Here is a 22,665-nt window from a genome sequence, read left to right on the forward strand (position 1 = left end):
ATCGGTGTGGCGAGGAGCGTGGCGCGCCGCTTCGTCACCCGGTCCCGAGGTTCTTGTTGTATTCCTCGACCAGCTTGAAGAACTCGGATTCGGTGGCGGCGAACTTCGTGATGCCCTTCTTCGGGTCGGTCGTCACGAAGAACAACCAGGGGCCGGCGGCCGGCTTCAGGGCGGCTTCGATGGCGTCGGCGCCCGGGTTGCCGATGGGGCCGGGCGGCAGGCCGCGGTGCGCGTAGGTGTTGTACGGCGACCGGCTCTTGAGATCCTCGTTCGAGGCCCTGATGCCGAGTTTGTCCAGGCCGTACAGGACCGTGCTGTCCAACTGCAGATTCATCTCGGGCGTGTGGTTCAGCCGGTTGTAGATGACCTGCGCGATCTTGGGCATGTCGCGCCTGCCGGCCGACTCGGCCTGGACGATGCTGGCGATGGTCAGGATCTCCAGTGGCGTACGGCCGACACGTCTGGCACCGTCCACCAGGTCGCCGTCCTCGGCGGCGCGATTGAAGCGTGTCACCATCGCGGCGAGGATCTCGTCGGCGCTCGACGTGGGCGAGATCTCATAGGTCGCGGGAAAGGCGAATCCTTCCAGCCTGCCCTTGGCGTAGGCGGGAAGGCCGAGCGCCTCACCGTCCTCGGCGGCCCGCTCGAACTCCTTCAGCGGCTTGCCGGTGGCGGTCGACAGATCCTTCAAGACACCGGAGAGCCGCTGTCCTTCGTTCACCGTCACGGTGATCCGGGTCTCCGCACGTGTCTCGCCGGAGCCCTGCCCGGTGAGAACCCCGGGGGTCGCCGTCCGTGAGGACAGACCCTGAACCGCGAGCGTGGATCCGATCGCCAGCACGGCGACGGCTGCTGCCGCCGCCGGCACGAGGCCGCGGCGACGGGATCGGCTCCCGTTGACGTGGAGGAACCGGCCAGGCGGGGGCGGCTGCTCCTCACGGGCCATGTCGGAAAGAGTCTCGCGCAGCAGATCCTCGATGTTCATCCGAACTCCCTTACGGTGCTCAGCTCAGGCGCCGCCTTCTTCAGGCGCTCCAACGACCGGTAAATCTGGCTGCGGACCGATCCCACCCTGAGGCCGAGCAGCCGGGCGATCTCGGTCTCGGACAGGTCCTCGAAGTAACGGAGCACGAGAATGGTCCGCTGCCGGGGTGTCAGCCGGGCGAGAGCCGTACGCATCACCAGGCGAAGGTTCACCATCTCGGCGTGCTCCTCGCCGATCTGGTCGGGCAGCCATCCGGTGGGCACTTCCGCGACACGGGAACGGCGCCGCCACCAGCTCACCTGCTCGTGGTACATGACGCGACGGACGTAGCCCTCGATGGCCGCGGTGTCGCGCAGGCCGCGCCACTTCGCGGCGGTCTTCGCCAGCGCCGACTGCACCAGGTCCTCGGCGGCGTGCCGGTCACCGGTCAGCAGATACGCGGTACGGAACAGCGCCCCTGAGCGATCGATGACGAACTTCCGGAAGTCCGCCTCAAATCCTGGATCCACCTGTCCTCCTCGCGATGTCACCAAGCAAGGACGAGGACAGGGCGTGGATCTATGCCGGCATGACCGAACCGATTCACATCAGAACCGCGACGTTCGGTGGCAGGGCATGCGGCGCCGTCACTCGTCGTCGAAGGCACCGAGCAGGGTGTCGCGGTTCACGTCGAGATAGCGGATGTCGGCCTCGTACAGGTCGGCGTGACCGTCTTCGATGTGGGACAGGAACGCCTCGTGGCCTTGTTCCGCCTGATCGTGCATGAGGTCGATGAGGGCGCGCAACCGGTCGGCGACGGCATCGAGGAGTGTCGTGTCGGCGGGAATGCCGTAGACGCGGCAGAAGCGGGCGGCGCGACGCCCCTGCTCCATGGGGCCGCCGTAGCCGTCGGGGTTGCCCGGTGCGTGCAGGGGGGCGAACCGGTAGGCCGCGTACGCCACGTCCCAGAGGCGCGGGCCCGGGTGCGCGGCGTCGAAGTCGATGAAGCCCACGGCCAGGCCGTCGCGCACCACGCAGTTGTAGGGTGCGACGTCGCCGTGGCAGACGACCTCGACGGGAGAGCGGGCGGGGAGCCACCACCGGTCGCCGGGAGCGGTCGCGAACGTGGCGCTGGCGTCGTGATAGCGGCGCAGCAGCGTGGCCGCCGAGTCGAGGAGTTCGAGGGTACGCAGTTCGGGCGGGAGCGCCTCGTGTACCTCCCCGTGCAGGAAGGTCAGCATCTCCGCGCCGTCGGCGTCGAAGCCCAGCGGCTGGGGGGCGCCGTCGAAGCCCTGCGCGCGTACGTGCCGCAGCAGCCGGTGGATCGTCGGTGATGCCGCCGAGGCCGGTCGGTGGACGACATCGCCGTGCCGGCGCACCACGTTCACGCCGCCGCGCAACTCTTTTCTCTCGGTCATCTCGCACGACCTATGACGAACACGTGGCCTTCCCGGCGCGTCCGGAGGCTGCTGCTCGACGTTTCAACGCCAGGTACGCAGACATTTGGGCAGGCTAGCACTCGTTATCACTTCCCATGGGCCGCGTCGGATCAGGGCGGCGCGCATCCCTGCCGCGGTCACCGGAGGGCTTCACTTTGGAAAGTGGTTGGCGCGGGACACGGGGGGTTTGGGAGGGTGCGTGCATGGCGAAGGCGGTGGAGGCGCGTGATGTGGCGGGGTTGGCCGAGGCGACCCGGGGCGGTGAGCGGATCAAGTATCTGATGTTCTGGGGGCATCGGCCGCCGCGTTCCGGAGGGGTAGGGGCCGGGTGCCTATCGCAGTGGTGGCCGGCGGACTTCGTGGTGGACGGCGTGGTCTACCGTACGGCGGAGCACTTCATGATGGCGGGCAAGGCGCGGCTGTTCGGTGACGAGGAGAGCGCGGCGGCGATCGTGGCGGCCGATCACCCCGGGCAGGTCAAGGATCTCGGACGACGTGTACGGGGCTTCGACGAGGAGAAGTGGACGGCGGCTCGCTTTGACCTGGTGGTTCGCGGCAACTTCGCGAAGTTCGGCCAGAACGCCGATCTGCGGGAGTTCCTGCTGGGCACCGGTGAGCGGGTGCTGGTGGAGGCGAGCCCCGTCGATCGTGTCTGGGGGATCGGACTGGCGGCCGACGACGAACGAGCCGATAAACCGGAGCTGTGGCCGGGGCTGAACCTGCTGGGGTTCGCCCTGATGGAGGTGAGGCAGGCCCTTCGGCGATCGTGACGGTGACGATGTGATCGATGCCGACGGTGTCGCTCATGCGGTGGGGAGCGCCGGTCGCCCTCACATATTCGCAGGAGCCAGCCGGGCAGCTCGTTTCGCCATGGAAGGTTGCACCTTCAACACGAGCCGGTAGAGGCCTCGCATTCGAGGCGGGTGCTCCTGCCAGTACGTGAGGGCCTGATGGAGCATCTCTTTTCCACAGACCTCCGCCACCCTGCGGTCCAGTGCGTAGATCTGCTGTCTCATCATGATCGGCATTCCGATCATGATGAAAAATATCAGCGCCACCACGGCGGCGGGGATGGGTGAGCTGAACAGGAAGATCAACGGGGCTGCAACGAGGCCGATCACAGCGCCGAGGCCGAGCGAGGTCGCAGCTGAGACACCTTCCTTACGGACGCGTGTGCGGTCGGATGCCGCGACGGCCCACGCGAGATCTGCGTCCTGTACCTGCCTGGGCAGAGTGTCGAAGCCGGCTCCGATGACGATCAGGGAGTTCTTGCCGCGTCTTTTCAGGATGCAGTCCGCTCCTTGGGGCGGTTCGCCGTGGACCACGTCAGGTGGGTTGATCCCGAACCGCTGGGACAACTCCTCAACGCGAAGACGCAGTTCATCCATGCTCACGGGGCCAGCTTCGCGTAAGGAGATCACATCTCAGTCGCGATCGACACGTCATCTGCGGGGCGTTGTTCGCCGGTGAAAATCGAGTGACATGTCGCACTGTTCGCGGGAATGCTGGGGGCGACCGATGAGTTTTGTCGGTGGTGTGCGTCAAACTCTGCATGACCGCAACGTCTTGCGAGACCTGAGGCTGGGACGCCAGCCCCATGACCGCGTCGTGTTCGACGCCACCGATCTCATCTTCGACAACCCCGATTGAGGAGCCGTGTCCAGCCTCCAGCTCGATTCACCAGCCAAGTCCGCGACCGCTGGTTCAGGTCGCACCCCGCCCGTGATCCGGCTGTTGGTGCTCGCCACATTCGTGGTCATCCTCAACGAAACGATCATGATTAACGCGATCCCGCAGTTGATGGACGCGTTGCACATCAACGAGCAGACCGCGCAGTGGCTCTCGACCGCCTTCATGCTGACCATGGCCGCGGTCATCCCGATCACCGGGTGGTTCCTGCAGCGGGTGTCCACCCGCAGCGCCTACACCGTCGCGATGGGTCTGTTCCTGCTCGGCACGGCGTTGGCCGCCGTCGCGCCGTCGTTCGAGGTGCTGCTGGGCGCCCGCATCGTCCAGGCGTCGGGGACGGCCGTGATGATGCCGCTGCTGATGACCACGTTGATGCAGGTGGTGCCCAGGTCGGAGCGGGGCCGGGTGATGGGCAACGTCAGCCTCGCCATCTCGGTCGCGCCGGCCATGGGTCCGGCGGTCTCGGGAGTGATCCTCAATTTCGGGTCCTGGCGGCTGCTGTTCGCCGTGGTGCTCCCCATCGCCGCCTTGATCACGTGGGGTGGCCTGAGGCAGCTCAAGAACGTCGGGGAGCCCGAGGTCAGCACCATCGACTGGTTGAGCGTGGTGACCGCGGCCGCCGGTTTCGGCGGCCTGGTCTACGGGCTCAGCAGGTTCGAGGGCGGTGACGTCGCCGTCGCCGTCACGACCGTGGCGGCGGGTCTGCTCGCCATTCTCGTCTTCGTCCTCCGCCAGGTGTCGCTGCAGAAGCGCGACATACCGCTGCTGGACCTGCGCACCCTGCGATACCGCACCTATACGGTCGCGCTGATCCTGATGTCGGTGTCCTTCATGGCGATGCTCGGCTCGATGATCCTGCTGCCGCTGTACCTCCAGAACGTCCGTGGGCTCAGCGCCCTGCAGACCGGGCTCCTCGTGATGCCGGGTGGTCTCGCGATGGGTCTGCTCGGTCCGGTCGTCGGCCGTCTGTTCGACCGGTTCGGCGGTCGGGTGCTGGTCGTCCCCGGCGCGATCGGGATCACGCTCGCGCTCACCGGCTTCACCCAGATCACGATGACGATGCCGTTCTGGCAGCTCCTCGGTCTGCACGCGCTGCTGATGGTGAGTCTGGCCCTGGCCTTCACACCGGTGTTCACCCTCGGGCTCGGGGCCGTTCCGCCGCCGCTCTACTCCCACGCCAGCTCGATTCTGAGCACGTTGCAGCAGGTCGCCGCAGCGATGGGTACCGCGCTTGTGATCACCGTGATGAGCGCGCGAGCCGGTGCCCTGAGATCTGAGGGAGCCACGGAGGTGCTCGCCACCCTCGGCGGTATGCGGTTGGCCTTCATCATCGGTGCGGCGCTGTCCGTGATCGTGATCATCACCGCCCTGCTCCTGCCCGCCCGAGCGGACGGTCCCGCCCACGCGGACGGCCACGAGGACAGCCACGCGGACGGTCCCGGCCACGCGGACGGTTTCGCTCAGGAGGGCACCTCCGCCAAGGGGGACGGCTCGGACCAGAAGGACGTCCCTGCCGGAGTGGGCGGCACCGCCGACGAGGTCGAGAAGGTCCGGTCGACGGAGCCGGTGTGACGACGTGGGGGCATGTGCGGGCAGGGACCGTTCAGTCCGTCGGTGGTCCCGTCTCCAGCAGTCGGCCCTCGGAGAGCCGCAGCCAGCGGTCGATCCTGATCTCGGCGAGGAAGCGTTCGTCGTGGCTGACCACGACGAACGCGCCCTCGTAGGCGCTGAGCGCGCTCTCCAGCTGGCCGACGCTGACCAGGTCGAGGTTGTTGGTCGGTTCGTCCAGCAGCAGTAGCTGCGGTGCCGGTTCCGCGTACAGCACGCAGGCCAGGGTGGCGCGCAGGCGCTCACCGCCGGACAGCACCCCGACCGGCAGGTGAGCGCGGGCGCCACGGAACAGGAAGCGGGCGAGCAGGTTCATCCGCTGGTCCTGCGGCATCACGGGGGCGAACGCGGCGAAGTTCTCCGCCACGGTGCGGCCGGGATCGAGCAGGTCCAGTCGTTGGGACAGGTAGGCGACCCGGCCGTCGGCCCGCCTGGCCTGACCGCCCTCCGGTTCGAGGTCACCGTTGATCAGACGCAGCAGGGTGGACTTGCCGGTGCCGTTGGAGCCGGTCAGTGCGATCCGCTCGGGTCCCCGGATCGTCAGGTCGGCGCCCTCTCCCGCGAACACCTCCCGCTCACCGTAGTGGACCCGCATCCCCCTCCCGAGGAAGACCGTGCGTCCCGCGGGGACGTTGGTGCCGGGCAGTTCCAGCGTGATCTTCTGCTCGTCGCGCAGTGCCCGGCCCGCCTCGTCGAGCCGGGCCTTGGCGTCGTTGACCCGCGCCGCGTGGGTCTCGTTCGCCTTTCCCGCCGACTCCTGGGCGTCGCGTTTCATCGTTCCCGCGAAGATCTTCGGCAGGCCGGCGTCCTTGAGGTTGCGGGCGGCGTTGCTCGCCCGGCGTGCCGCCCGCTCGCGGGCCTGCTGCATCTCCCTTTTCTCCCGCTTGACCTCCTGCTCGGCGTTGCGGACGTTCTTCTCCGCGACCTCCCTGGCGGCCCGGACGGACTCCTCGTAGGCGGTGAAGTCACCGCCGTAGGAGCGGACCTCGCCCCGGTCGAGTTCGGCGATGCGGTCCATGCGGTCCAGCAGCGCTCGGTCGTGACTGACGAGCAGCAGGCAGCCGTTCCAGTCTTCCAGCACGTCGTAGAGCTTGTGGCGCGCGTCCAGGTCGAGGTTGTTGGTCGGTTCGTCCAGCAGCAGGACGTCGGGCCGCTTCAGCAGCTGTGCCGCCAGGCCGAGAGAGATGATCTGGCCACCGCTGAGGGTGCGCAGGTGCCGGGTGAAGGGGATCTCCCCGAGGCCGAGCCGGTCCAACTGGGCACGGGTGCGCTCCTCGATGTCCCAGTCGTCGCCGATCGTGGTGAAGTGCTCCTCGTCGGTGTCTCCGGACTCGATGGCGTCCAGGGCCCTGATCACCGGAGCGATCTCCAGGACCTCGGCGACGGTGAGGTCGCCGGTGAGCGGCAGGGTCTGCGGGAGGTAGCCGAGCACGCCCTCGACGGACACACTTCCGCCGCCGGGCCGGTACTCCCCGGCGATCAGCTTGAGCAGCGTGCTCTTCCCCGCGCCGTTCGGTGCGACGAGGCCGGTACGGCCGGCACCCACGGTGAAGGACAGATCCTGGAAGACCGGGGTGTCGTCGGGCCAGGAGAAGGAAAGGTTCGAGCAGATGATGAACGCATCGGACATGCGAGAGACCTCGTATGGGAGGCGGGCGCGCGTCGGAGCCGCCCGGCGGGGATCGATGGGCTGACGACAGAGGTGGCCACGGCGTCGGCGCTCCTACGCGCCCGCCGGTGGCCGATCACTTCCGGTATCACCCGGAGATGTCGTCGTCGCCTATCACGTCTGGTCTCCCTGATTCCCTGTCACTCGTAGCCCAGCATATTGGACGTGAAAGGGTGCGGGCGCGATGCCGTCACCCCGGGTCCCGCGGTCGACGGACGCGCCGGAGAATGGCTACTTGTCCGCCCAGCGAGCGAAGAGGGATGCGGTCGTCGACCGCCGGTCGGGTCGGGGTCACGATACGGCGGGAAGTCGTCTTCGCGGTGCCGCGCTACGTGGACATATAAGCTAGGTGGCGAATATGCCAGGCACTCACATAAATTGTCCGTATGCCGGTCCCCCTGAAGGTGGATCGTCCGGTAACCACCCCATCGTGAGGAGTCCGTCAATGCCGCGGGAAGGCGTCGGACCGGATTTCATCGAGGCACTGGCCCGGGGGTTGGAGGTCGTCACCGCCTTCCAGCCCAACCGGCCGGTGATGTCACTGACCCAGGTGGCCACGGCGACCGGTCTGGCCAGGCCGACCACCCGCCGCATCCTGCTCACCCTCCAGGAGCTGGGTTACGTGCGTTCGTGCGAGGGAGGGTTCGCGCTCACCCCTCGGGTGCTGGACCTGGGGGTGGCCTACGTGCGTTCGATGGGGTTGTGGGACGTCGCCCGCCCGCACCTGGAAAGGCTCGTCGCCCGTACGGGTGAGTCGTGCTCGATCGCCCAGCTCGACGGCTCCGACATCGTCTACGTGGCACGGGTCGCGGTTCCCAAGATCGTGGGCCTGGCCGTGCAGATCGGCACCCGGTTTCCGGCGCAGGCGACGTCGCTGGGCAAGGTCTGCCTGGCCGCGCTCACCCCCGAGGAGGTGGAGCGCGTGCTGGCCGAGCCGTCCCGTTCCGGCATCGAACCGCGGCGGATCGGCCGCGAGGAGCTGGCCGCCGAGCTGCGCGAGGTCCGCGCGCGCGGCTGGGCGTTCACCGACGAGCAACTCGCGCCGGGGATCCGTTCGGTCGCCGCGCCGCTGCGTGACGGGTCAGGACGCGTGATCGCCGGGATCAACGTGAACAGCCACGCCGCGGAGACCTCGCTGGAACGGCTCCTGGAGGAGCACCTTCCTCCGCTGCTCCAGACCGCCGGTGAGATCAGCGCGGACTTCGCCCGGCTGGAGACGGTGCCTCACGTGACCCGGTGACCCGGTGGTGCCCCGCGTGACCCGGACCTGGACCTGGACCCGGATTCGGCCCCGGACGATCGTGTCCTGACCGTTCGTCCGGGGTTGTCGGGTCGATCAGGGCGTTCCGGAGTCGTCCGGGCTGTCTTGACCGTCCGGGGCGTTCAGGGGATGAGGACGATGCGGCCGGTCGCGGTGCCCTCGCGTTGGCGCCGCCACGCCTCCTCCGCCTCCCGCAGCGGCAGGCTCTCGTGGGTGACGGACAGGTTGCCGAGCAGGACCTGTTCGGAGATGAGCGTGAGCGAGGCGGCGCGCTGCTCCGGGGTCAGCTCGTTGTTGGTGTAGCCGAGCAGACGCAGTGATTTTCCGCGGAGGGTGGCCGAGTCGATCGGGCAGGTCTCGCTCGCCGAGCTGCCGAGGTTGACCAGCCTGCCGCCGGGACGCAGGGTGCGCGCGGCGGCCGCGGCCGGTACGCCGAACAGCGGGTCGAGCACCAGGTCGATTGGTCCGTCGGCGACGGCGGCGAAGCGCGCGGCCAGTTCGGCGACGTCCTCGGTGTCGAGCGTGACGACGGCGTCGGCACCGGCCAGCTCGGCCCGTTCCCTGGCGGCGGCGGACCGCGCGCCCGCGACGACCCTGCGGGCACCGGCGAGGCGGGCGAGCTGGACGGCCGCCTGGCCGACCACGCCACCGGCGCCGAGCACCAGGACCTGTTCTCCGGCGACCAGCTCACCGCGCCAGGTCAGCGCCTGGTGCGCGGCGATGGCCGACAGTCCCAGGGCGGCGATCGCCACCGGGTCGACTCCCGAGGGAAGTCTCACCAGACTGCCCTCGGGGACGCGGGCGACCTCGGCCATGCTCCCGTCCCCGGGGGCCATCCCCGCCGAGGTCGCGAACCACACCGGTTCGCCCTCGACGGTCCCGACCCCCTGCACACCCGGCACGTACGGGGTCCGTGGCCTGCCGAAGTAGGACGTGCCGCTCGCGCACAGCAGGTCGAGCGGGGTGACGGGGGCGGCCGTCACCTTGATCAGCGTCTCGCCCCGGACGGCCTCGGGCGCGTCCCGCTCGACCGGCACCGGGGGCCGGCCGGGTTCTTGGATCTCTATGGCGCGCATGGGCTCAGGTGGCGATGTCGGGATAGGGGAGCGCGAAGTGCGCGAGCCGTTGGGCGTACTGGAGCTGGAAACCGAGTGGCTCGTCGTGGTCGCGTTCGAACATCGCGATGAAGAGGGTGAGGGTGAGGAACGGGTGCGCCCCGAGTTCGAACAGCTTGGTGTAGTCGTGTTCGGTGAGCGCGGCGCGTTCGGTGTCGTCGAAGGAGAGCCAGGTGCTCGACTCGCCGTCGATGCAGTTGAGGATGCGGTTGGCCTGTTCTCTCTCCCACCACTCCACGGTGCCCCGGGGGTCCTCGCGGTAGCGTTCGACGAGTTCGGGGTCGCGGTCGACGGTGTAGAGGAACTTGTTCAGCAGGTACTTGCTCACTGGCCGACTCCGTTCGGGTACCAGGTGAAGTATGCCTCCATGGTGTGGAACAGGTCATAGGTGTCGACGTAGTCGGCCTTCTTGCCCTCGCCCGCGACGCCCATCATCAGCATGAAGTCCATGAAGCCGTGAGTGGCGTTGCCCGGCGCGTGCAGGCTGTCCAGCGTCACCTCCGACAGGCAGCCCTCAAGGTCACCGGTCGAGATCCATTCCACGGCGCGCCGGTCGAACTCCGGGTCGGGGCCGTGGGGGCCGAACTGCCGGGGCCCGCCCAGCTCCAGCGAGAGGTGCCCGGTGCCGATCACAGCGACCCTCATGTCCTGCGGCCAGGACTCCACCAGCTCGCGGATCGTCTTCCCGAGCTGTACGAAGCGCTTGGGCCTCGGCAGCGGCGGGGCGAAGATGTTGGTGTAGATCGGCACGATCGGCAGGTCGTTCTGCGGGCGCAGCGTGATGATCGGGCACGTGATCGAGTGGTCGATCCGCAGCTCGTTGGAGAACGCGAGGTCGAATCCCGCGTCCATACCCTCGCGCAGCAGGTAGGCCGAGAGGTCCTCCTGGCCTCTGAACAGCATGCGCGGCAGCCCGAACTCGCGTTCCTCGTTGTAGAAGTTGGCGTCGTAGAACGGTGCCTTGCCGATGAGGAACTGCGGCATGTTGTCCAGCCACAGCTGGTGGAAGTGGTCGGAGCCCACCATCACCAGCACGTCGGGACGCGCCTTGGTCAGGGTCTCGCGGAACGCCTCGACCTTGCGTACCCACTCGTCGGCGAACTCCGGGCGGTCGGCACCCGTCGCGGTGCTCGCCCGGTAGTAGAACGGGTGGTGCGTGGACGCGATCACCGCGACCAGCTCGGCCATGGGAACTCCTTGTCGTGCGGGGTGGGGGAGGTCAGGAAGGATCTTCCGGGGTGTACGGCACGGGCTCGACGGGCCGGTTGTTGAGGTCCACCGAGAGGAAGATGTCGTTGCCGACCGGGTTGCGTATCTCCTCGGCGAGCTGCCCGATCAGCCCGGCGGTCCTGGCGAGCAGGGCGAACCCGCGCAGCAGCTCCAGCGGCAGGCCCAGGTCGGCGAGCGCGGCGCCGCACACCCCGGCCCCGTTCAGCGGCAGCGTCCGGCCGAGCACCTGCGGATGCACCCGGCCGATCGCGGCGAACAGCGACAGGTGCGGCCCGAACAGATCCTCCTCGGTGGCGATCTCCATCAGCCGGGGGGTGCGCGGGTCGCCCTCCTTGTGGACGTGGTGGCCGAGCCCGGGGACGAACTTCCCGGCGGCGCGCCGCTCCTGGACGGTCTTCAGGGCGAGGGCGTCCCAGCCGTCGTCGCCCTCCGGGAGATCGCCGTCGACCGAGGTCAGCACGTCGTGCAGGAAGCGGCCGGTGTCCTCGGTGACGCCGAGGAACCTCGACCCGCCGCCCAGCAGGCCCGCCGCGAGCGCGCCCTGCACCGAGTCAGGCGCGGACAGGTAGGTGAGGCGGGTGACGATCGCGGTCGGGGTGAAGCCGTGGTCGGCGAGTGCGGCCAGGACGGCCTCGAACACCCGCACCTCACCGCGCTCCGGCCGCCGCTGGGTCGCCAGCCAGAAGGCCAGCTCGCCGAATCCGACCTCGCCCATGACGTCGGCCGCCAGGTCGTGGCCGAGCAGGGTGATCTTCTTGAGGCTGGAGGCGCCGAGCGCGGTCGGGTACTCGGGACGGTCGATCCGTTCGGTCACGGTCGTTCTCCTTGGCGTCTCGCGTGGTTCGGTGCCGTGCTCGTCCGATGCGGTCACGGGCGTTCTCCGTCGCGGGCGTCTCGCGTGGTTCGGCGCTGTGCCGGTCCGGTGCGGTCACGGTCGTCCTCCGTCGGGAACGTCTCGCGCGACTCGTCGGGCTCAGTCACGGTCGTTATCCTTCGCGAGCCATTCACGCAGCTCAGCGCCGTGCTCGTCCAGTTCGGGCGGTGGCAGCCGGTAGCCGGCCGGGGTCCGCGAGAACCTGATGGGATGCCGCGTCGTCGGCACCGCCCGATCGTCCTCGCCGACCTCCACGATCGGGTCGAGCCCGAAGCGCTCGGCCATCGCGAACCCGCCGTCGATGGTGTTGATCGGGCCGCTGGGCACCCCGGCCTCCACCAGCAGGTCGAACCACTCGACCGCGCCCCGCGCGGCGAGTCGCTCGACGAGGATCGGACGCAGCTCGTCACGGCGTTCGGTGCGGTCGGCGTTGCGGGCGAACCGGGGGTCGTCGGCGATCTCCGGGATGCCCAGGACCTCGCACAGTCTGCGGAACTGGCCGTCGTTGGCGGCGGTGACGATCAGGTCGTTGTCGGCGGTCGGCAGCGGCTCGTACGGGAACACGCTGGGGTGGGCGTTGCCCATCCTGAAGGGGATCTCCCCGCCGGCGACGTAGGCGGAGCTGTGGTTGACCAGCCCGGTCAGCGCCGACGACAGGAGGTTCACCTCGACGTGCTGTCCCTGGCCGGTCGCGTCCCGGTGGCGCAGCGCGGCGAGGATGCCGATCACCGCGTGGTTGCCGGCCATCACGTCGAACACGGAGATCCCCGCGCGGTAGGGCGGCCCGTCCGGGTCCCCGGTGAGGCTCATCAGGCCGGAGATCGCCTGCACCATCAGGTCGTATCCGGGCACGTGGCGTCCCTCGCCGGAGCCGAAGCCGCTGATCGAGCCGTAGATCACGCCCGGGTTGGCCGCGCGGACGCTGTCGTAGTCGAGGCCGTACTTGGCGAGCCCGCCGGGCTTGAAGTTCTCCACCACCACGTCCGCCCTGCGGGCCAGCTCGCGGGCGAGCCCGGCGTCGGTCTCGTCGCGCAGGTTCAGTGCGATCGAACGCTTGCCGCGGTTCACGCCCAGGTAGTAGGTGGACACGTCACCGCGTACCGGTGGCGTCCACGAGCGCGTGTCGTCGCCACCGGGGCCCTCGACCTTCACCACCTCGGCGCCCAGGTCGGCGAGCAGCATGGTGGCGTACGGCCCGGCCAGCACCCGCGAGAAGTCCGCGACCAGCACCCCCGACAGCGGCCCCGACGGCGCCGCCGACGGTGTCTCCGACGGTCCGCCGGCGCTCTCGTCCGGCGACGCAGCGCTCACTGACACCCAACCCCTCTCGTTGGTCCGCTCAATGGACATATGTCCGCTAGCTCGATTCTGGCCAATTTACGTCATCCGTCAAGCGAGCCGCGCACGGAAACGATCTGTTGACAGCCGCAGCGTGAGGCACGACAGTACGGAGAAACATATTGACCGTAAGACGGACACACGTCCGGTCAGGTGATCTGGTATGTGCGGTAAGGAGTTCTGGTCATGAGCGAGCGGATTCGGTTCGAGCCAGGCCGGCCGGTGGTGCTGCGCGGAGGCACGGTGCTGCCGATGGACGACGGGCGCCGGGTTCTCACCGGCACCGACGTCCTCGTCGTCGGCGACCGGATCGCGGCCGTCGGGCCCGAGCTGTCCGTCCCCGAGGGCACCGCCGAGATCGACGCGACCGACGGCATCGTGATGCCCGGAATGATCGACACCCACCGGCACATGTGGCAGACCGCGATGCGCGGCTACGGCGCCGACTGGACCCTGACCCAGTACTTCATCTGGTACTACCTCGAACACGGCAAACTCTTCAGGCCCGAGGACGTCCACGCCGGCAACGTGCTGGCCGCGATCGAGGCGATCGACGCGGGCGTCACGACCGTCGTCGACTGGTCACACGGCCTGCAGACGGTGGACCACGCCGACGCCGCCGTGGACGCGCTGCGCTCGGTGCCCGGCCGGTTCGTCCTGGCGTACGGCAACATCCAGCAGGCGCCGGCCGAATGGACCGCCGCGCCGGAGTTCCGGGACTTCGTCCGGCGGCGGATCACCGGGGACGACATGCTCGGCTTCCAGCTCGCCTTCGACGTCACCGGCGACCCGTCCTTCCCCGAGCGGCCCGCCTTCGAGGTCGCCCGCGAACTCGGCGTCGCGGTCACCACCCACGCCGGCGTGTGGGGCGCCACCAGCGACGACGGCATCCGGCTCATGTACGACCACGGCTTCATGGGGGCCGAGACGGTGTACGTCCACGCCGCCTCGCTCTCCGCGGACTCCTACCACCGCATCGCGGCCACCGGCGGCTCCATCTCGATCTCCACCGAGAGCGAGCAGAGCGCGGGCCAGGGCTATCCGCCCACCTGGGCCATCCGGGCGCACGGCATCCCGGTCTCGCTCTCGATGGACACCAGCGTCTGGTGGAGCGGCGATCTCTTCTCCGCGATGCGCACCACGCTCGGCGCCGACCGTTCCCGCGAGCACATGGAGGCCCACGCCAAGGGGGACACCGTCACGCACTGCAACCTGCGTGCCGACCAGGTCGTGGACTGGGCCACCCGAGGCGGTGCGCGCGCCCTCGGCCGCGACGACGAGCTCGGTGCCCTGGAGGTGGGCCGCAAGGCCGACATCGTCCTGATCAAGAACGAGCACTCACCGGTCTCGTTCCCGATGCTCAACCCCTACGGCCACGTCGCGTTCCAGGCGCAGCGCGGCGACGTGCACACCGTCCTCGTCGACGGCCGCGTCGTGAAGCACGAGCACCGCCTGCTCGGCATCGACCTGGCCGCCGCCCGCCGGCAGGTCGAGCGGACCGTCGACCACCTGCGGACGACGATGGGAGAGGAGGCGTGGCGGCAGGGCATGAACCCCGACGTCCCCCAGACCACCCTCCTCGACAATCCGTACACCTACACCGACTACCACAGCGACGTGACCCACTCCCTGCGGGAGTCCGAGTAGCGCCACCGCGATCCGGTCGGGTCACCGCGGGGTCCGGGAGTGACGGAGGGGGTCACTCCCGGAGGGGGCGTGTCGCTCAAGGGTGGGACGAATCCGGTGATTTCCCGCTACCCGAATATCGGCGAGAGGTGAATGGATTCGGACGGTGACCAGGGTTGATAACGATTATTTATCGCGATTTTTCGCTCTTTGCGAGAGTTTCGAGGATTTTGTCGAGACGGACCTTCCTGTTCTCCGGTGTGAGCGCCTGGAGCAACGGCAGGATCACCAGGTAACGCCCGGTCTTGTCGAGCGCCTCGAACGCCTTCCTGGCATCCGGATCCGCGTCCAGCGCCGCCGCGAGATCGGGGGGCACCGTCGCGGTCTTCTGTGACTCGTACGCCACCGCCCACCGCCCGTCCTCCTGCGCCTTGCGCACCTCGGCGAGGCCGGGCTCGCGCATCCGTCCCTCGGCGGTCAGCATCGCGACCTTGTCGACGTTCACCTGCGACCACAGGCTCCTGGGGCGGCGCGGCACGTACTTCTGCAGGTAGTACCGCTCGTCGAGAGACAGTCGCTGCCCCGATATCCAGCCGTAGCACAATCCGACATCGACCAGCTCGTCGGAAGTGACCGTTGGAATACCCGTTTTCTTCTTGGCCAATTTGACCCACAGGCCCTCGTGGCGTGTGTGATTCCCGGCAAGCCAGCTCTCGAACGCCTCGGCGTCCGGGAAGGCGATGATTTCCACTCCGTCGCGCTCATCCATATGGATCAGGTTATCGCCCCCGCTGTCGCTCTCGGTGCCGTATTGACGCGCGACAATGCGGGCGAAGTAATGTGGTTCATATGCTGATCGTCGTCGCGGGATCAACCGGTCTTATCGGCAGGGCAATCGTTTCCGAGCTTCGCGAAGCGGGCCACAAGGTGCGCAGACTCGTACGACGCGAACCGGCGGCGCAGGACGAGCACCGATGGGATCCACCGTCCGGCACGATTCCGCGAGACGCGTTCGACGGCGTCGACGCCGTGATCAACCTGTGTGGCTCGTCGGTCCAGGGGCGCTGGAACGCGGAGCGGAAGCGACGCATCCGTGCCAGCCGCATCGAGCCTGCCAGGACGCTCGCCGAAGCCGTCGCCGAGTACGGCATCCCCACCCTGCTCAACGCGTCCAGCCTGAGCTTCTACGGCAACACCGGAGACGACGTCGCCGACGAGACGTCGGGCCTGGGCCGCGGCTTCCTCGCCGAGATGGTCGTCGACTGGGAGGCGGCGACCACGGTGGCGCGCGACGCGGGCAGCCGGGTCGTGCTGCTGCGCACCGGCCTCGTACTGTCGTCCGACGGCGGCCTGCTCAGCCTGCTCAGGCCGCCGATCCGGCTCGGAGTGGGCGGGCGACTCGGCGACGGCAGGCAGTACGTGGCGTGGATCAGCCTGCCGGACGAGGTCGCCGCCATCCGCTTCCTCCTGGAGAACCCGGACATCTCCGGACCGGTGAATCTGTGCGCGCCGGAACCCGTCACCAACGGCGAGTTCACCAAGGCGCTGGGCCGGGCACTCCAGCGGCCCGTGTATCTGCCGGTACCGAAGGCGGTGGTGCGTGCCGTGCTCGGGGAGTCGGCCGACGAACTGGCGCTCATCAGCCTGCGCGCGGTTCCGCGGGTCCTGTGCGAGGCGGGCTTCACGTTCCGGCACGTCGATTTCGACGCCGCGCTCGCGGACGTCCTGTGAGACGCGGGGCGTCCGGCCTCCGGTGGGACGCCGGGCTTGTCGGCCTCCCGTGAGATGCCGGGCTTGCCGGCCTCCGGCGGGGCATCGGGCTCGCCGGCGTTCCGTGAGAGGCCGGGATCACGCCGTGGGCGCCGGCGTTCGGACGCGTAGCGGTCGCCGTCAGGCCGGGGAGACGGTGAAGCGGTAGCCGGTCTGCGCGTGCGGTTCCTTTCCGAACGCGAGCACCTTGGCCGGCTCGACGCGGAACACGATCGCGGGGTGGCCCGCGACCTGGGCGACATCGTCGATGAGCTCCAGGCTCCAGCTGTTGTGCGCGCCGTACTTCGCGTCGAAGGCGTCGACGATCCCCGGCAGGGCCTCGGGGGCGGTGATCTCGGTGGCCGTGCCCTCGACGACGATGTCGAGTCCCTTGGTCCAGAGGTTGTTCCCCGTCGTCAGCGCGACCTTTCCGCTGTGCTCAAGGTTGCGCATCTTCTGCTCGATCGAAGCGGTGGTGAAGTACATGGCGTCGTCGTGCCACACCGCGACCACCGGGGTCACGTGGGGGCGGCCGTCGACGCGGACGGTCGTCAGCCAGAAAAGCTCGGCCGTCTCCAGCACGCCCAGGGTCTCCTGCCACGACGTGGGCTCCACCCCCGGCTCGCTGTAACGCACGTCCAGTTTCGCCTCGGGATAAGTGACGGACATCGTTTTTCCTTTCTGCGACGCAGGGGCCGTCTCGATGAGGGGAGATTTTCCCGGTGCCGGATAGGTGATGGATGATGTTCCGATCACGAGGCTACGTCCGCGGTCGCGGGCGGGCAATGACGTCGCAATAAGGGGTCTCTCTCGCATCGATCAGGCTCCGTGGTGACCTTAATTCGCCACCCGTGATGAGCAGGGGCGTCGCGAGTCCAATAAGAGGCTGTTCTGTTATTCAATAAGCAACCCTTATGGGGTGTCCGTTGTCCGAAAGGTGTTACCGGCATAACCTGATCGCAGGTAAACGTAAACGCCGTGGACGGTTGAGCGAAAGGGTGACGCGAAACCAGGGGATATGGCCTCGTGTTTCGCAGCGGCACGGTGAGGTGGGTGCGACCGGGAAACCGATCCCAAGAAGGAAGGGAATCATGGAGGACGTCTGTATTATCGGAGCGGGATCATCAGGTATCGCCACCTGTCAGGTCCTGCACGAGCGCGGTATCGCCTTCGACTGTTACGAGGCCGGCTCCGAAATCGGGGGCAACTGGCGCTATCTCAACGACAACGGCCTGTCCTCGGGCTACCGGTCGCTGCACATCAACACCTCCCGACACCTGACGGAGTACCGCAGCTACCCCATGCCGGACCACTATCCGGCCTATCCCACCCACTACCAGATGGCGCGCTACTTCGACGACTTCGTCGACCACTTCGGCTTCCGTGACGCGATCATCTTCCGTACCGAGGTCACCCGCGTCGAACCGGCCGAGGGCGGCGGCTGGCACGTGACCGCGCGCAACCGCGACACCGGCGCCGAGACCACCCGCCACTACCGGGCGGTGGTGGTGGCGAACGGACACCACTCGACCCCCCGCTACCCCGAGCCGGCCTTCCCCGGCGCGGACACCTTCACGGGCATCCAGACCCACTCGCACTACTACAAGGTCCCCGACGAGTACGCCGGCAAGCGGGTGCTCGTGCTCGGCCTCGGCAACTCGGCGTCGGACATCGCGGTGGAGACCTCCACCGTCTCCGAGCGCACCTTCATGGCCATGCGCCGCGGGGGGTACGTCTTCCCCAAGTTCATGTTCGGCAAGCCCAGCGACGACCTCATCAGCCCCTTCCTCACCACGGTGCTGCCGAGGGAGATGCAGCGGTGGATCATGGCGGGCCTGCTGCGCCTCACGGTCGGCAAGGTCACCGACTACGGGCTGCCGGAGCCGGGCCACAAGCTGTTCAACTCCCACCCGACCGTCTCCGAGTCCCTGCTGCCCCGCCTCGGCCACGGCGACATCACGGTGAAGCCGAACATCGCCCGCTTCGACGGTGACACGGTGCACTTCGTCGACGGCAGCAGCGAGGTGATCGACGCGGTCATCTACAGCACCGGGTACAAGATCAACTTCCCGTTCCTGGACGAGAGCGTGATCGCCCCCACCGACAACGACGTCTCCCTGTTCCACCGCGTGGTCGACCCCAACCACCCCGGCCTGTACTTCATCGGCCTCTTCCAGCCCCTGGGCGCGACCACGGTGCTGTCCGAGGCGCAGTCCCACTGGGTGGCCGACCTGCTGGACGGCAGCGCCGCGCTGCCCTCGCCCGAGCGGATGCGCCGGGAGATCGACCAGTACAAGGAGAGGCTCGCCAAGCGCTACGTGACGTCCAAGCGGCACACCATGCAGGTGGACCACTATCCCTACCTGGCCGAACTGCGCCGCGCCCGGCGCGACGGGGCCCGGCGCGCACCGGCGGCGGCCAAGGCCGAGGCCAGGCTCAAGGCGAAGGCCGCCGCGAACGGGCTTCCCGAGGGCTACGAGCCCGAGGAGGCGTCGATCTGGATCGACGCCGATCCGCACGTGGTGTGGGACCTCATCAGCGACGTGACGCGGATGGGACAGTGGAGTCCCGAATGCCGTCGATGCTTCTGGATCGGTGGCAGGCGCGGGGTCGGCGCACGCTTCGTCGGGATCAACCGCCGCGGCTGGGTCACCTGGGTCACCACCAACGAGGTCGAGCAGGCGGAGCCGGGCAAGTCCTTCGCGTTCCGTACCGCCACCAACGGCGTGCGCTGGAGCTACCGGCTGGAGCAGGACGGCGGCGGCACCCTGCTCACCGAGCGGTGGGACGTCTCCGGGCAGAGCGCCGGGCAGCGCAAGCGCACCGCGTCCTTCGCCAACCTGGCGCTCGGCGGCTACGAGGGGCACACCGAAGAGCTGCGCGACGGCATCCACAAGACCCTGGAGCGGGTCAAGGCCGCCGCCGAGCAGCTGAGCCGATCCACCGAGGTCAAGGCCGGAGGTCTGCACGTCGAGGGTGTTCGATGACGGACGAGAACCTGCGCTTCGCCTCGGTCGAGGAGTTCGCCACCTGGCTGGAGGCGAACCACCGGACCGCGGACGAGGTCTGGGTCGCCCTGCCGAAGAAGGGGACGCCGGTGCCCTCGGTCACCAGGTCCCAGGCCCTGGACGTGGCCCTGTGCTACGGCTGGATCGACGGCAAGGCATTCTCCGGAAACTCGCCGGACGGCTGGTGGGCCCAGCGCTTCTCCCCGCGCAGGGCCCGCAGCTCGTGGTCGAAGATCAACTGTGCCAAGGTCGAGAAGCTCGTCGCGGCGGGCCGGATGCGACCCGCCGGGCTCGAACAGATCGAACTCGCCAAGGCCGACGGCCGCTGGGCCGCGGCCTACGCCCCGGCGAGCACGGCCGAGGTCCCACCCGACCTGCGGGCGGCGCTCGACGCCTCTCCCGCCGCGGCGGCCGCCTTCGCCGCCCTCAGCAGAAGCAACGGCTACCAGATCCTGCTCACCGTCGAGAAAGCGAGGAAGGCCGAGACCAGGGCACGCAGGATCGCCGACTACGTCGAACGCCTCGAAGCCGGGGAGCCGCTCCACGGCCCCCGAAGAAAACCGTGACGCCTCCCCACGCCGCGACCTTGCGGGTGGAGCGTCCGACCGACCACCGTGGGTGGAGGGTCCGCCCGATCACCGTGGGTGGAGCGTCTGACCGACCACCGTGGGTGGAGCGTCTGACCGATCACCGAACCTCGGCCTCGGCTCCCGCCCGCTCAACGATCTCGTCCACGGTCTCCTCGGGGGTCTGGTCGGAGGTGTCGAGCCAGAGGCCGAGGCGGGGGGTCGCGGTACGCAGGCCCTCGTCGAGGAGGTCGATGGTCCACCGGTCGTAGGCCTCCTTGCCCCGGGCCGCCTCGCGGGCGGCGACGGCCTCGGGGCGCGGGGCGAGCACGACGACGAACAACGGCCGCCGTCGGATGAGACCGGTCATCTCGGCGAGGTGGTCGCCGAGGACGACATCCTGGGCGACCACCGTGAACCCGTCCTCGGCGTACGCGTCGCAGGTGGCCGCCGTCAGCCGGTACCGCAACCGCAGTTGCCGCACCGCCTCGGCGGACGGGTCGGGCGTCATGTCGGCCCGGCCGTTGACCACCATGCGACGGAACAGGTCGCCCCGGACGTGCACCGAACGCGGCAACCGCTCGGCCAGCATCTGTGCGACGGTCGACTTCCCTGCGGCCTGGATCCCGGTGACGAGAACGACGGCCTGCGGGGGAATGGGGCTCATGAATGTCCTTTGTCGCGCTGTGGTGGTAGAAAACCTCGTACGTCCGCGGTCGTGTCCGCCGTACGGGGGCGAGTCAGAAATCGCCGTCGCGGACGCCCGCGAGGAAGTCGCGCCATGCCTTCGGGGTGAAGGTGAGCGCGGGGCCGGACGGGTCCTTGCTGTCGCGGACGGCGACAAGGCCCGGCAGGTTCGTCGCCACCTCGACGCATGCGTCGCCGCTGTTGCTGTAGCTGGACTTGCGGAACTCGGCGCCGAGCAGATCAGAGGACATGGCTACTCCTTCATGGCCGCGGCGATCATCGCTTGCGATGCGTCAGGGGCGAGCGCTGCATTACGAATACGATTAAAAGACATTTTATAGAGCGTTATGTGCTCTGATTTCTCAACATACACGTCCCCGGCGGTTCCCTTATGATCGGCTCGGTGTCAGCCTGCTCGTGTAGCCTGCCACGACAAGACGATCGTACGCGCTTCGTACTTCGTCAGACATTTCTTGCGGTATGGCAAACCCCAGTTCGGCATACTTGCTGATGCGCTGAGTGTCGCCGACGATCATATTGGCGACCCGATCGGCGTCCCCGATCGCGCCGATGTAATCCGCCAGCGGCAAGGATGCGGACGCGCACGTGACCTCCACCTCGGGCCACAGCTTCTTGCAGGTCGCGTACGCTCGTCTCTGCTGGTAGGGGCGCGAGACAAGAGTGACGGACGAGACGCCTATGCCGTGATCCGCAAGCAGCGTACGGGTGAACTCGATGTTCTGTCCCGTGTTGGTCGCTCTCGTCTCGACAAGGATCCTGTCTACGGGAACGCCCAGCCTGACGGCCTCTTCCCGATAGTGAACCGCTTCGCCGCGAGGGAATCGCTCGATCGTCGTCGGCGCGTTGGCGCCGGTAAAGACAATGCGTGGGAAAAATCCCTTCCCGAAGAGTTCGGCGGCGAAGACGGCCACTCCTATGTCGTGGCTCCCCAGGCCGATCCCGATATCGGAATGCCGTGGTTCGTGGTGCATGTTGTGGTAATCCCACAGGATTTCGAGATCTTCCAGAATGTTTTCAGGCAGAGATTCCATTTCCGGCCTATTCTGGGATCTTGAAGTTGTAAGACCATTCGAAGCGCGTGGCCGCATGGACACCGCGAGCGAATTCCACGACCTGTCCGTCCCGCGTGGTGGTCATGCGCCTGAGCACCACCACAGGTTCGCCTACGGGAAGCTGTAGTTCTCGCACCTCCTCAGGTGTCGGCATGCGAGCGTGAAGAGACTCGGTGATGGCGTCCGGCTCGAAACCCTGAATGGTCAGCACCGCGAAGCCGCCGCCGTGGCCTGCGGGTCCCGGAGCGGGGTTGACCAGAGGAGTGCCTTCCACGTGATCAGGGCGATAGAAGCTGGTAAGAGCGTGTGTGGGTACGCCCTCTTCTCTCACCAGGCGTGCTCGCTCGTAAACGGGTGCTCCGACGGGCAGTCCGAGCGCGGCGGCGACTTCGGGATCCGCCTCCACCAGACGAACACGATTGCTCTGATCACCGGGCGCCCAGGCGCGTCCTGAGGCTTCCCTGTCCGCTGCGAAAGCCACGAGACCGAACTTCCACTTGCTCTTGGCGTAGCGCTCCGCGCCCAGTCGTTTCATCGCGGGCTGACGGCGAATCACCGTCCCCCTGCGCCGTACCACCGTGACGAGCCCTTCGGCTTCGAGGAGGCGGACCGCTTGGCGGATCGTCTTGACGTTGACGGTGAACTCGTCCGCGAGTTCCTGATGCTTGGGCAAGGTGCCGGTTGTGTCCTGTGGATATGTGCCGTCTTCGATGCGAGTGCGCAGCACGTGGGCCAACTCGCGGTATCCGATGCTCATACGACTCCTCAC

24 protein-coding genes are annotated in these 22,665 nt (G+C 68.1%); 8 read left to right on the top strand and 16 right to left on the bottom strand.

All coding sequences use genetic code 11. The features are described from left to right. Positions 1–34 precede the first annotated feature (34 nt). The 3 genes from mltG to ABT352_RS03815 all read right to left on the bottom strand — a co-directional run bounded on the left by mltG (position 35) and on the right by ABT352_RS03815 (position 2,382). Complete coding sequence (gene mltG, locus ABT352_RS03805; protein ID WP_350942256.1) at positions 35–985, bottom strand: endolytic transglycosylase MltG; 951 nt, start codon at positions 983–985, stop codon at positions 35–37. Next, positions 982–1,494 (bottom strand): SigE family RNA polymerase sigma factor, encoded by a 513-nt coding sequence (locus tag ABT352_RS03810; protein ID WP_350942257.1) that lies wholly within the window; start codon positions 1,492–1,494, stop codon positions 982–984. Before ABT352_RS03810 ends, mltG begins: the two co-directional genes overlap by 4 nt. Positions 1,495–1,611: 117 nt before the next feature. Beyond that, entirely contained in the window at positions 1,612–2,382 is a 771-nt protein-coding gene (locus ABT352_RS03815; RefSeq protein ID WP_350942258.1) for a phosphotransferase, read from the bottom strand. 224 nt (positions 2,383–2,606) lie between these two features. Between ABT352_RS03815 and ybiA the strand changes: the two genes are divergently transcribed. Beyond that, positions 2,607–3,173, top strand: a complete 567-nt coding sequence (gene ybiA, locus ABT352_RS03820) for a riboflavin biosynthesis intermediates N-glycosidase (protein WP_502992770.1) — start codon at positions 2,607–2,609, stop codon at positions 3,171–3,173. A gap of 60 nt (positions 3,174–3,233) precedes the next feature. Here ybiA and ABT352_RS03825 read toward each other — a convergent pair whose 3' ends face one another. Continuing rightward, positions 3,234–3,797, bottom strand: a complete 564-nt coding sequence (locus ABT352_RS03825) for a hypothetical protein (RefSeq protein ID WP_350942259.1) — start codon at positions 3,795–3,797, stop codon at positions 3,234–3,236. Positions 3,798–3,921: 124 nt separating this feature from the next. On the opposite strand from ABT352_RS03825, the gene ABT352_RS03830 reads away from it, so the two are divergent. Together ABT352_RS03830 and ABT352_RS03835 are read left to right on the top strand one after the other, a co-directional pair. After that, entirely contained in the window at positions 3,922–4,053 is a 132-nt protein-coding gene (locus ABT352_RS03830) for a hypothetical protein (RefSeq protein WP_350942260.1), read from the top strand. Positions 4,054–4,125: 72 nt separating this feature from the next. Then, positions 4,126–5,664 (top strand): MDR family MFS transporter, encoded by a 1,539-nt coding sequence (locus ABT352_RS03835; RefSeq protein WP_350942262.1) that lies wholly within the window; start codon positions 4,126–4,128, stop codon positions 5,662–5,664. Between the two features lie 31 nt (positions 5,665–5,695). Here ABT352_RS03835 and abc-f read toward each other — a convergent pair whose 3' ends face one another. Next, on the bottom strand, positions 5,696–7,330 hold the full coding sequence (gene abc-f / locus ABT352_RS03840; RefSeq protein WP_350942263.1) for a ribosomal protection-like ABC-F family protein: 1,635 nt from the start codon (positions 7,328–7,330) through the stop codon (positions 5,696–5,698). A gap of 484 nt (positions 7,331–7,814) precedes the next feature. On the opposite strand from abc-f, the gene ABT352_RS03845 reads away from it, so the two are divergent. Then, positions 7,815–8,609 (top strand): IclR family transcriptional regulator domain-containing protein, encoded by a 795-nt coding sequence (locus tag ABT352_RS03845; RefSeq protein WP_350942265.1) that lies wholly within the window; start codon positions 7,815–7,817, stop codon positions 8,607–8,609. A 143-nt stretch (positions 8,610–8,752) separates the two neighbouring features. Here ABT352_RS03845 and ABT352_RS03850 read toward each other — a convergent pair whose 3' ends face one another. The 5 genes from ABT352_RS03850 to ABT352_RS03870 form a co-directional block, all read right to left on the bottom strand. Beyond that, positions 8,753–9,706 carry a quinone oxidoreductase family protein gene (locus ABT352_RS03850; RefSeq protein ID WP_350942266.1) on the bottom strand — a complete coding sequence of 318 codons (954 nt, stop codon included), beginning with the start codon at positions 9,704–9,706 and terminating at the stop codon, positions 8,753–8,755. Between the two features lie 4 nt (positions 9,707–9,710). After that, positions 9,711–10,073, bottom strand: coding sequence for a hypothetical protein (locus tag ABT352_RS03855; RefSeq protein WP_350942267.1), 363 nt, complete (start codon positions 10,071–10,073; stop codon positions 9,711–9,713). Beyond that, positions 10,070–10,933, bottom strand: a complete 864-nt coding sequence (locus ABT352_RS03860) for a DODA-type extradiol aromatic ring-opening family dioxygenase (RefSeq protein WP_350942268.1) — start codon at positions 10,931–10,933, stop codon at positions 10,070–10,072. The genes ABT352_RS03855 and ABT352_RS03860 overlap by 4 nt, the downstream gene beginning before the upstream one ends. A gap of 31 nt (positions 10,934–10,964) precedes the next feature. Continuing rightward, on the bottom strand, positions 10,965–11,789 hold the full coding sequence (locus ABT352_RS03865) for a citryl-CoA lyase (RefSeq protein ID WP_350942269.1): 825 nt from the start codon (positions 11,787–11,789) through the stop codon (positions 10,965–10,967). A 159-nt stretch (positions 11,790–11,948) separates the two neighbouring features. Further along, positions 11,949–13,160 carry a CaiB/BaiF CoA transferase family protein gene (locus ABT352_RS03870; protein WP_350942270.1) on the bottom strand — a complete coding sequence of 404 codons (1,212 nt, stop codon included), beginning with the start codon at positions 13,158–13,160 and terminating at the stop codon, positions 11,949–11,951. A 213-nt stretch (positions 13,161–13,373) separates the two neighbouring features. Here ABT352_RS03870 and ABT352_RS03875 point away from each other — a divergent pair, with 213 nt between their 5' ends. Then, entirely contained in the window at positions 13,374–14,834 is a 1,461-nt protein-coding gene (locus ABT352_RS03875) for an amidohydrolase family protein (protein ID WP_350942272.1), read from the top strand. Positions 14,835–15,003: 169 nt separating this feature from the next. Here the strand turns inward: ABT352_RS03875 and ABT352_RS03880 are convergent, their stop codons facing one another. Further along, a complete protein-coding gene (locus ABT352_RS03880; RefSeq protein WP_350942273.1) occupies positions 15,004–15,582 on the bottom strand; it encodes a YdeI/OmpD-associated family protein in 579 nt (192 codons plus the stop codon). A gap of 80 nt (positions 15,583–15,662) precedes the next feature. Here ABT352_RS03880 and ABT352_RS03885 point away from each other — a divergent pair, with 80 nt between their 5' ends. Further along, on the top strand, positions 15,663–16,544 hold the full coding sequence (locus ABT352_RS03885; RefSeq protein WP_350942274.1) for a TIGR01777 family oxidoreductase: 882 nt from the start codon (positions 15,663–15,665) through the stop codon (positions 16,542–16,544). Positions 16,545–16,703: 159 nt separating this feature from the next. On the opposite strand, the gene ABT352_RS03890 is transcribed toward ABT352_RS03885, so the two are convergent. Then, positions 16,704–17,231, bottom strand: coding sequence for a pyridoxamine 5'-phosphate oxidase family protein (locus tag ABT352_RS03890; RefSeq protein ID WP_350942276.1), 528 nt, complete (start codon positions 17,229–17,231; stop codon positions 16,704–16,706). A 422-nt stretch (positions 17,232–17,653) separates the two neighbouring features. On the opposite strand from ABT352_RS03890, the gene ABT352_RS03895 reads away from it, so the two are divergent. Together ABT352_RS03895 and ABT352_RS03900 are read left to right on the top strand one after the other, a co-directional pair. Next, entirely contained in the window at positions 17,654–19,549 is a 1,896-nt protein-coding gene (locus ABT352_RS03895) for an NAD(P)-binding domain-containing protein (protein ID WP_350942278.1), read from the top strand. Beyond that, positions 19,546–20,136 (top strand): YdeI/OmpD-associated family protein, encoded by a 591-nt coding sequence (locus ABT352_RS03900; protein WP_350942279.1) that lies wholly within the window; start codon positions 19,546–19,548, stop codon positions 20,134–20,136. Before ABT352_RS03895 ends, ABT352_RS03900 begins: the two co-directional genes overlap by 4 nt. 121 nt (positions 20,137–20,257) lie before the next feature. On the opposite strand, the gene ABT352_RS03905 is transcribed toward ABT352_RS03900, so the two are convergent. From ABT352_RS03905 to ABT352_RS03925, 4 genes are all read right to left on the bottom strand, one after another. Continuing rightward, positions 20,258–20,803 (bottom strand): AAA family ATPase, encoded by a 546-nt coding sequence (locus ABT352_RS03905; protein ID WP_350942281.1) that lies wholly within the window; start codon positions 20,801–20,803, stop codon positions 20,258–20,260. 73 nt (positions 20,804–20,876) lie between these two features. Further along, positions 20,877–21,074 carry a DUF397 domain-containing protein gene (locus ABT352_RS03910; RefSeq protein ID WP_350942283.1) on the bottom strand — a complete coding sequence of 66 codons (198 nt, stop codon included), beginning with the start codon at positions 21,072–21,074 and terminating at the stop codon, positions 20,877–20,879. 138 nt (positions 21,075–21,212) lie between these two features. After that, the gene (locus ABT352_RS03920) at positions 21,213–21,875 is read right to left on the bottom strand and encodes a YdcF family protein (protein WP_350942285.1); all 663 of its coding nucleotides are present in this window, start codon (positions 21,873–21,875) and stop codon (positions 21,213–21,215) included. 7 nt (positions 21,876–21,882) lie between these two features. Next, positions 21,883–22,653, bottom strand: a complete 771-nt coding sequence (locus tag ABT352_RS03925; protein ID WP_350942286.1) for a GntR family transcriptional regulator — start codon at positions 22,651–22,653, stop codon at positions 21,883–21,885. Between the last annotated feature and the right edge of the window lie 12 nt (positions 22,654–22,665).

Origin of the sequence: Streptosporangium sp. NPDC000563, assembly GCF_040299985.1 — a bacterium.
Classification (GTDB): domain Bacteria; phylum Actinomycetota; class Actinomycetes; order Streptosporangiales; family Streptosporangiaceae; genus Streptosporangium.

Coding starts and splice junctions, on each gene's coding strand:
- ABT352_RS03830 (WP_350942260.1), top strand. CDS start 3,922: ATGAGTTTTGTCGGTGGTGTGCGTCAAACTCTGCATGACCGCAACGTC.
- mltG (WP_350942256.1), bottom strand. CDS start 985: ATGAACATCGAGGATCTGCTGCGCGAGACTCTTTCCGACATGGCCCGT.
- ybiA (WP_502992770.1), top strand. CDS start 2,607: ATGGCGAAGGCGGTGGAGGCGCGTGATGTGGCGGGGTTGGCCGAGGCG.
- ABT352_RS03845 (WP_350942265.1), top strand. CDS start 7,815: ATGCCGCGGGAAGGCGTCGGACCGGATTTCATCGAGGCACTGGCCCGG.
- ABT352_RS03900 (WP_350942279.1), top strand. CDS start 19,546: ATGACGGACGAGAACCTGCGCTTCGCCTCGGTCGAGGAGTTCGCCACC.
- ABT352_RS03925 (WP_350942286.1), bottom strand. CDS start 22,653: ATGAGCATCGGATACCGCGAGTTGGCCCACGTGCTGCGCACTCGCATC.
- ABT352_RS03860 (WP_350942268.1), bottom strand. CDS start 10,933: ATGGCCGAGCTGGTCGCGGTGATCGCGTCCACGCACCACCCGTTCTAC.
- ABT352_RS03880 (WP_350942273.1), bottom strand. CDS start 15,582: ATGGATGAGCGCGACGGAGTGGAAATCATCGCCTTCCCGGACGCCGAG.
- ABT352_RS03850 (WP_350942266.1), bottom strand. CDS start 9,706: ATGCGCGCCATAGAGATCCAAGAACCCGGCCGGCCCCCGGTGCCGGTC.
- ABT352_RS03815 (WP_350942258.1), bottom strand. CDS start 2,382: ATGACCGAGAGAAAAGAGTTGCGCGGCGGCGTGAACGTGGTGCGCCGG.
- ABT352_RS03905 (WP_350942281.1), bottom strand. CDS start 20,803: ATGAGCCCCATTCCCCCGCAGGCCGTCGTTCTCGTCACCGGGATCCAG.
- abc-f (WP_350942263.1), bottom strand. CDS start 7,330: ATGTCCGATGCGTTCATCATCTGCTCGAACCTTTCCTTCTCCTGGCCC.
- ABT352_RS03895 (WP_350942278.1), top strand. CDS start 17,654: ATGGAGGACGTCTGTATTATCGGAGCGGGATCATCAGGTATCGCCACC.
- ABT352_RS03885 (WP_350942274.1), top strand. CDS start 15,663: ATGCTGATCGTCGTCGCGGGATCAACCGGTCTTATCGGCAGGGCAATC.
- ABT352_RS03910 (WP_350942283.1), bottom strand. CDS start 21,074: ATGTCCTCTGATCTGCTCGGCGCCGAGTTCCGCAAGTCCAGCTACAGC.
- ABT352_RS03920 (WP_350942285.1), bottom strand. CDS start 21,875: ATGGAATCTCTGCCTGAAAACATTCTGGAAGATCTCGAAATCCTGTGG.
- ABT352_RS03875 (WP_350942272.1), top strand. CDS start 13,374: ATGAGCGAGCGGATTCGGTTCGAGCCAGGCCGGCCGGTGGTGCTGCGC.
- ABT352_RS03890 (WP_350942276.1), bottom strand. CDS start 17,231: ATGTCCGTCACTTATCCCGAGGCGAAACTGGACGTGCGTTACAGCGAG.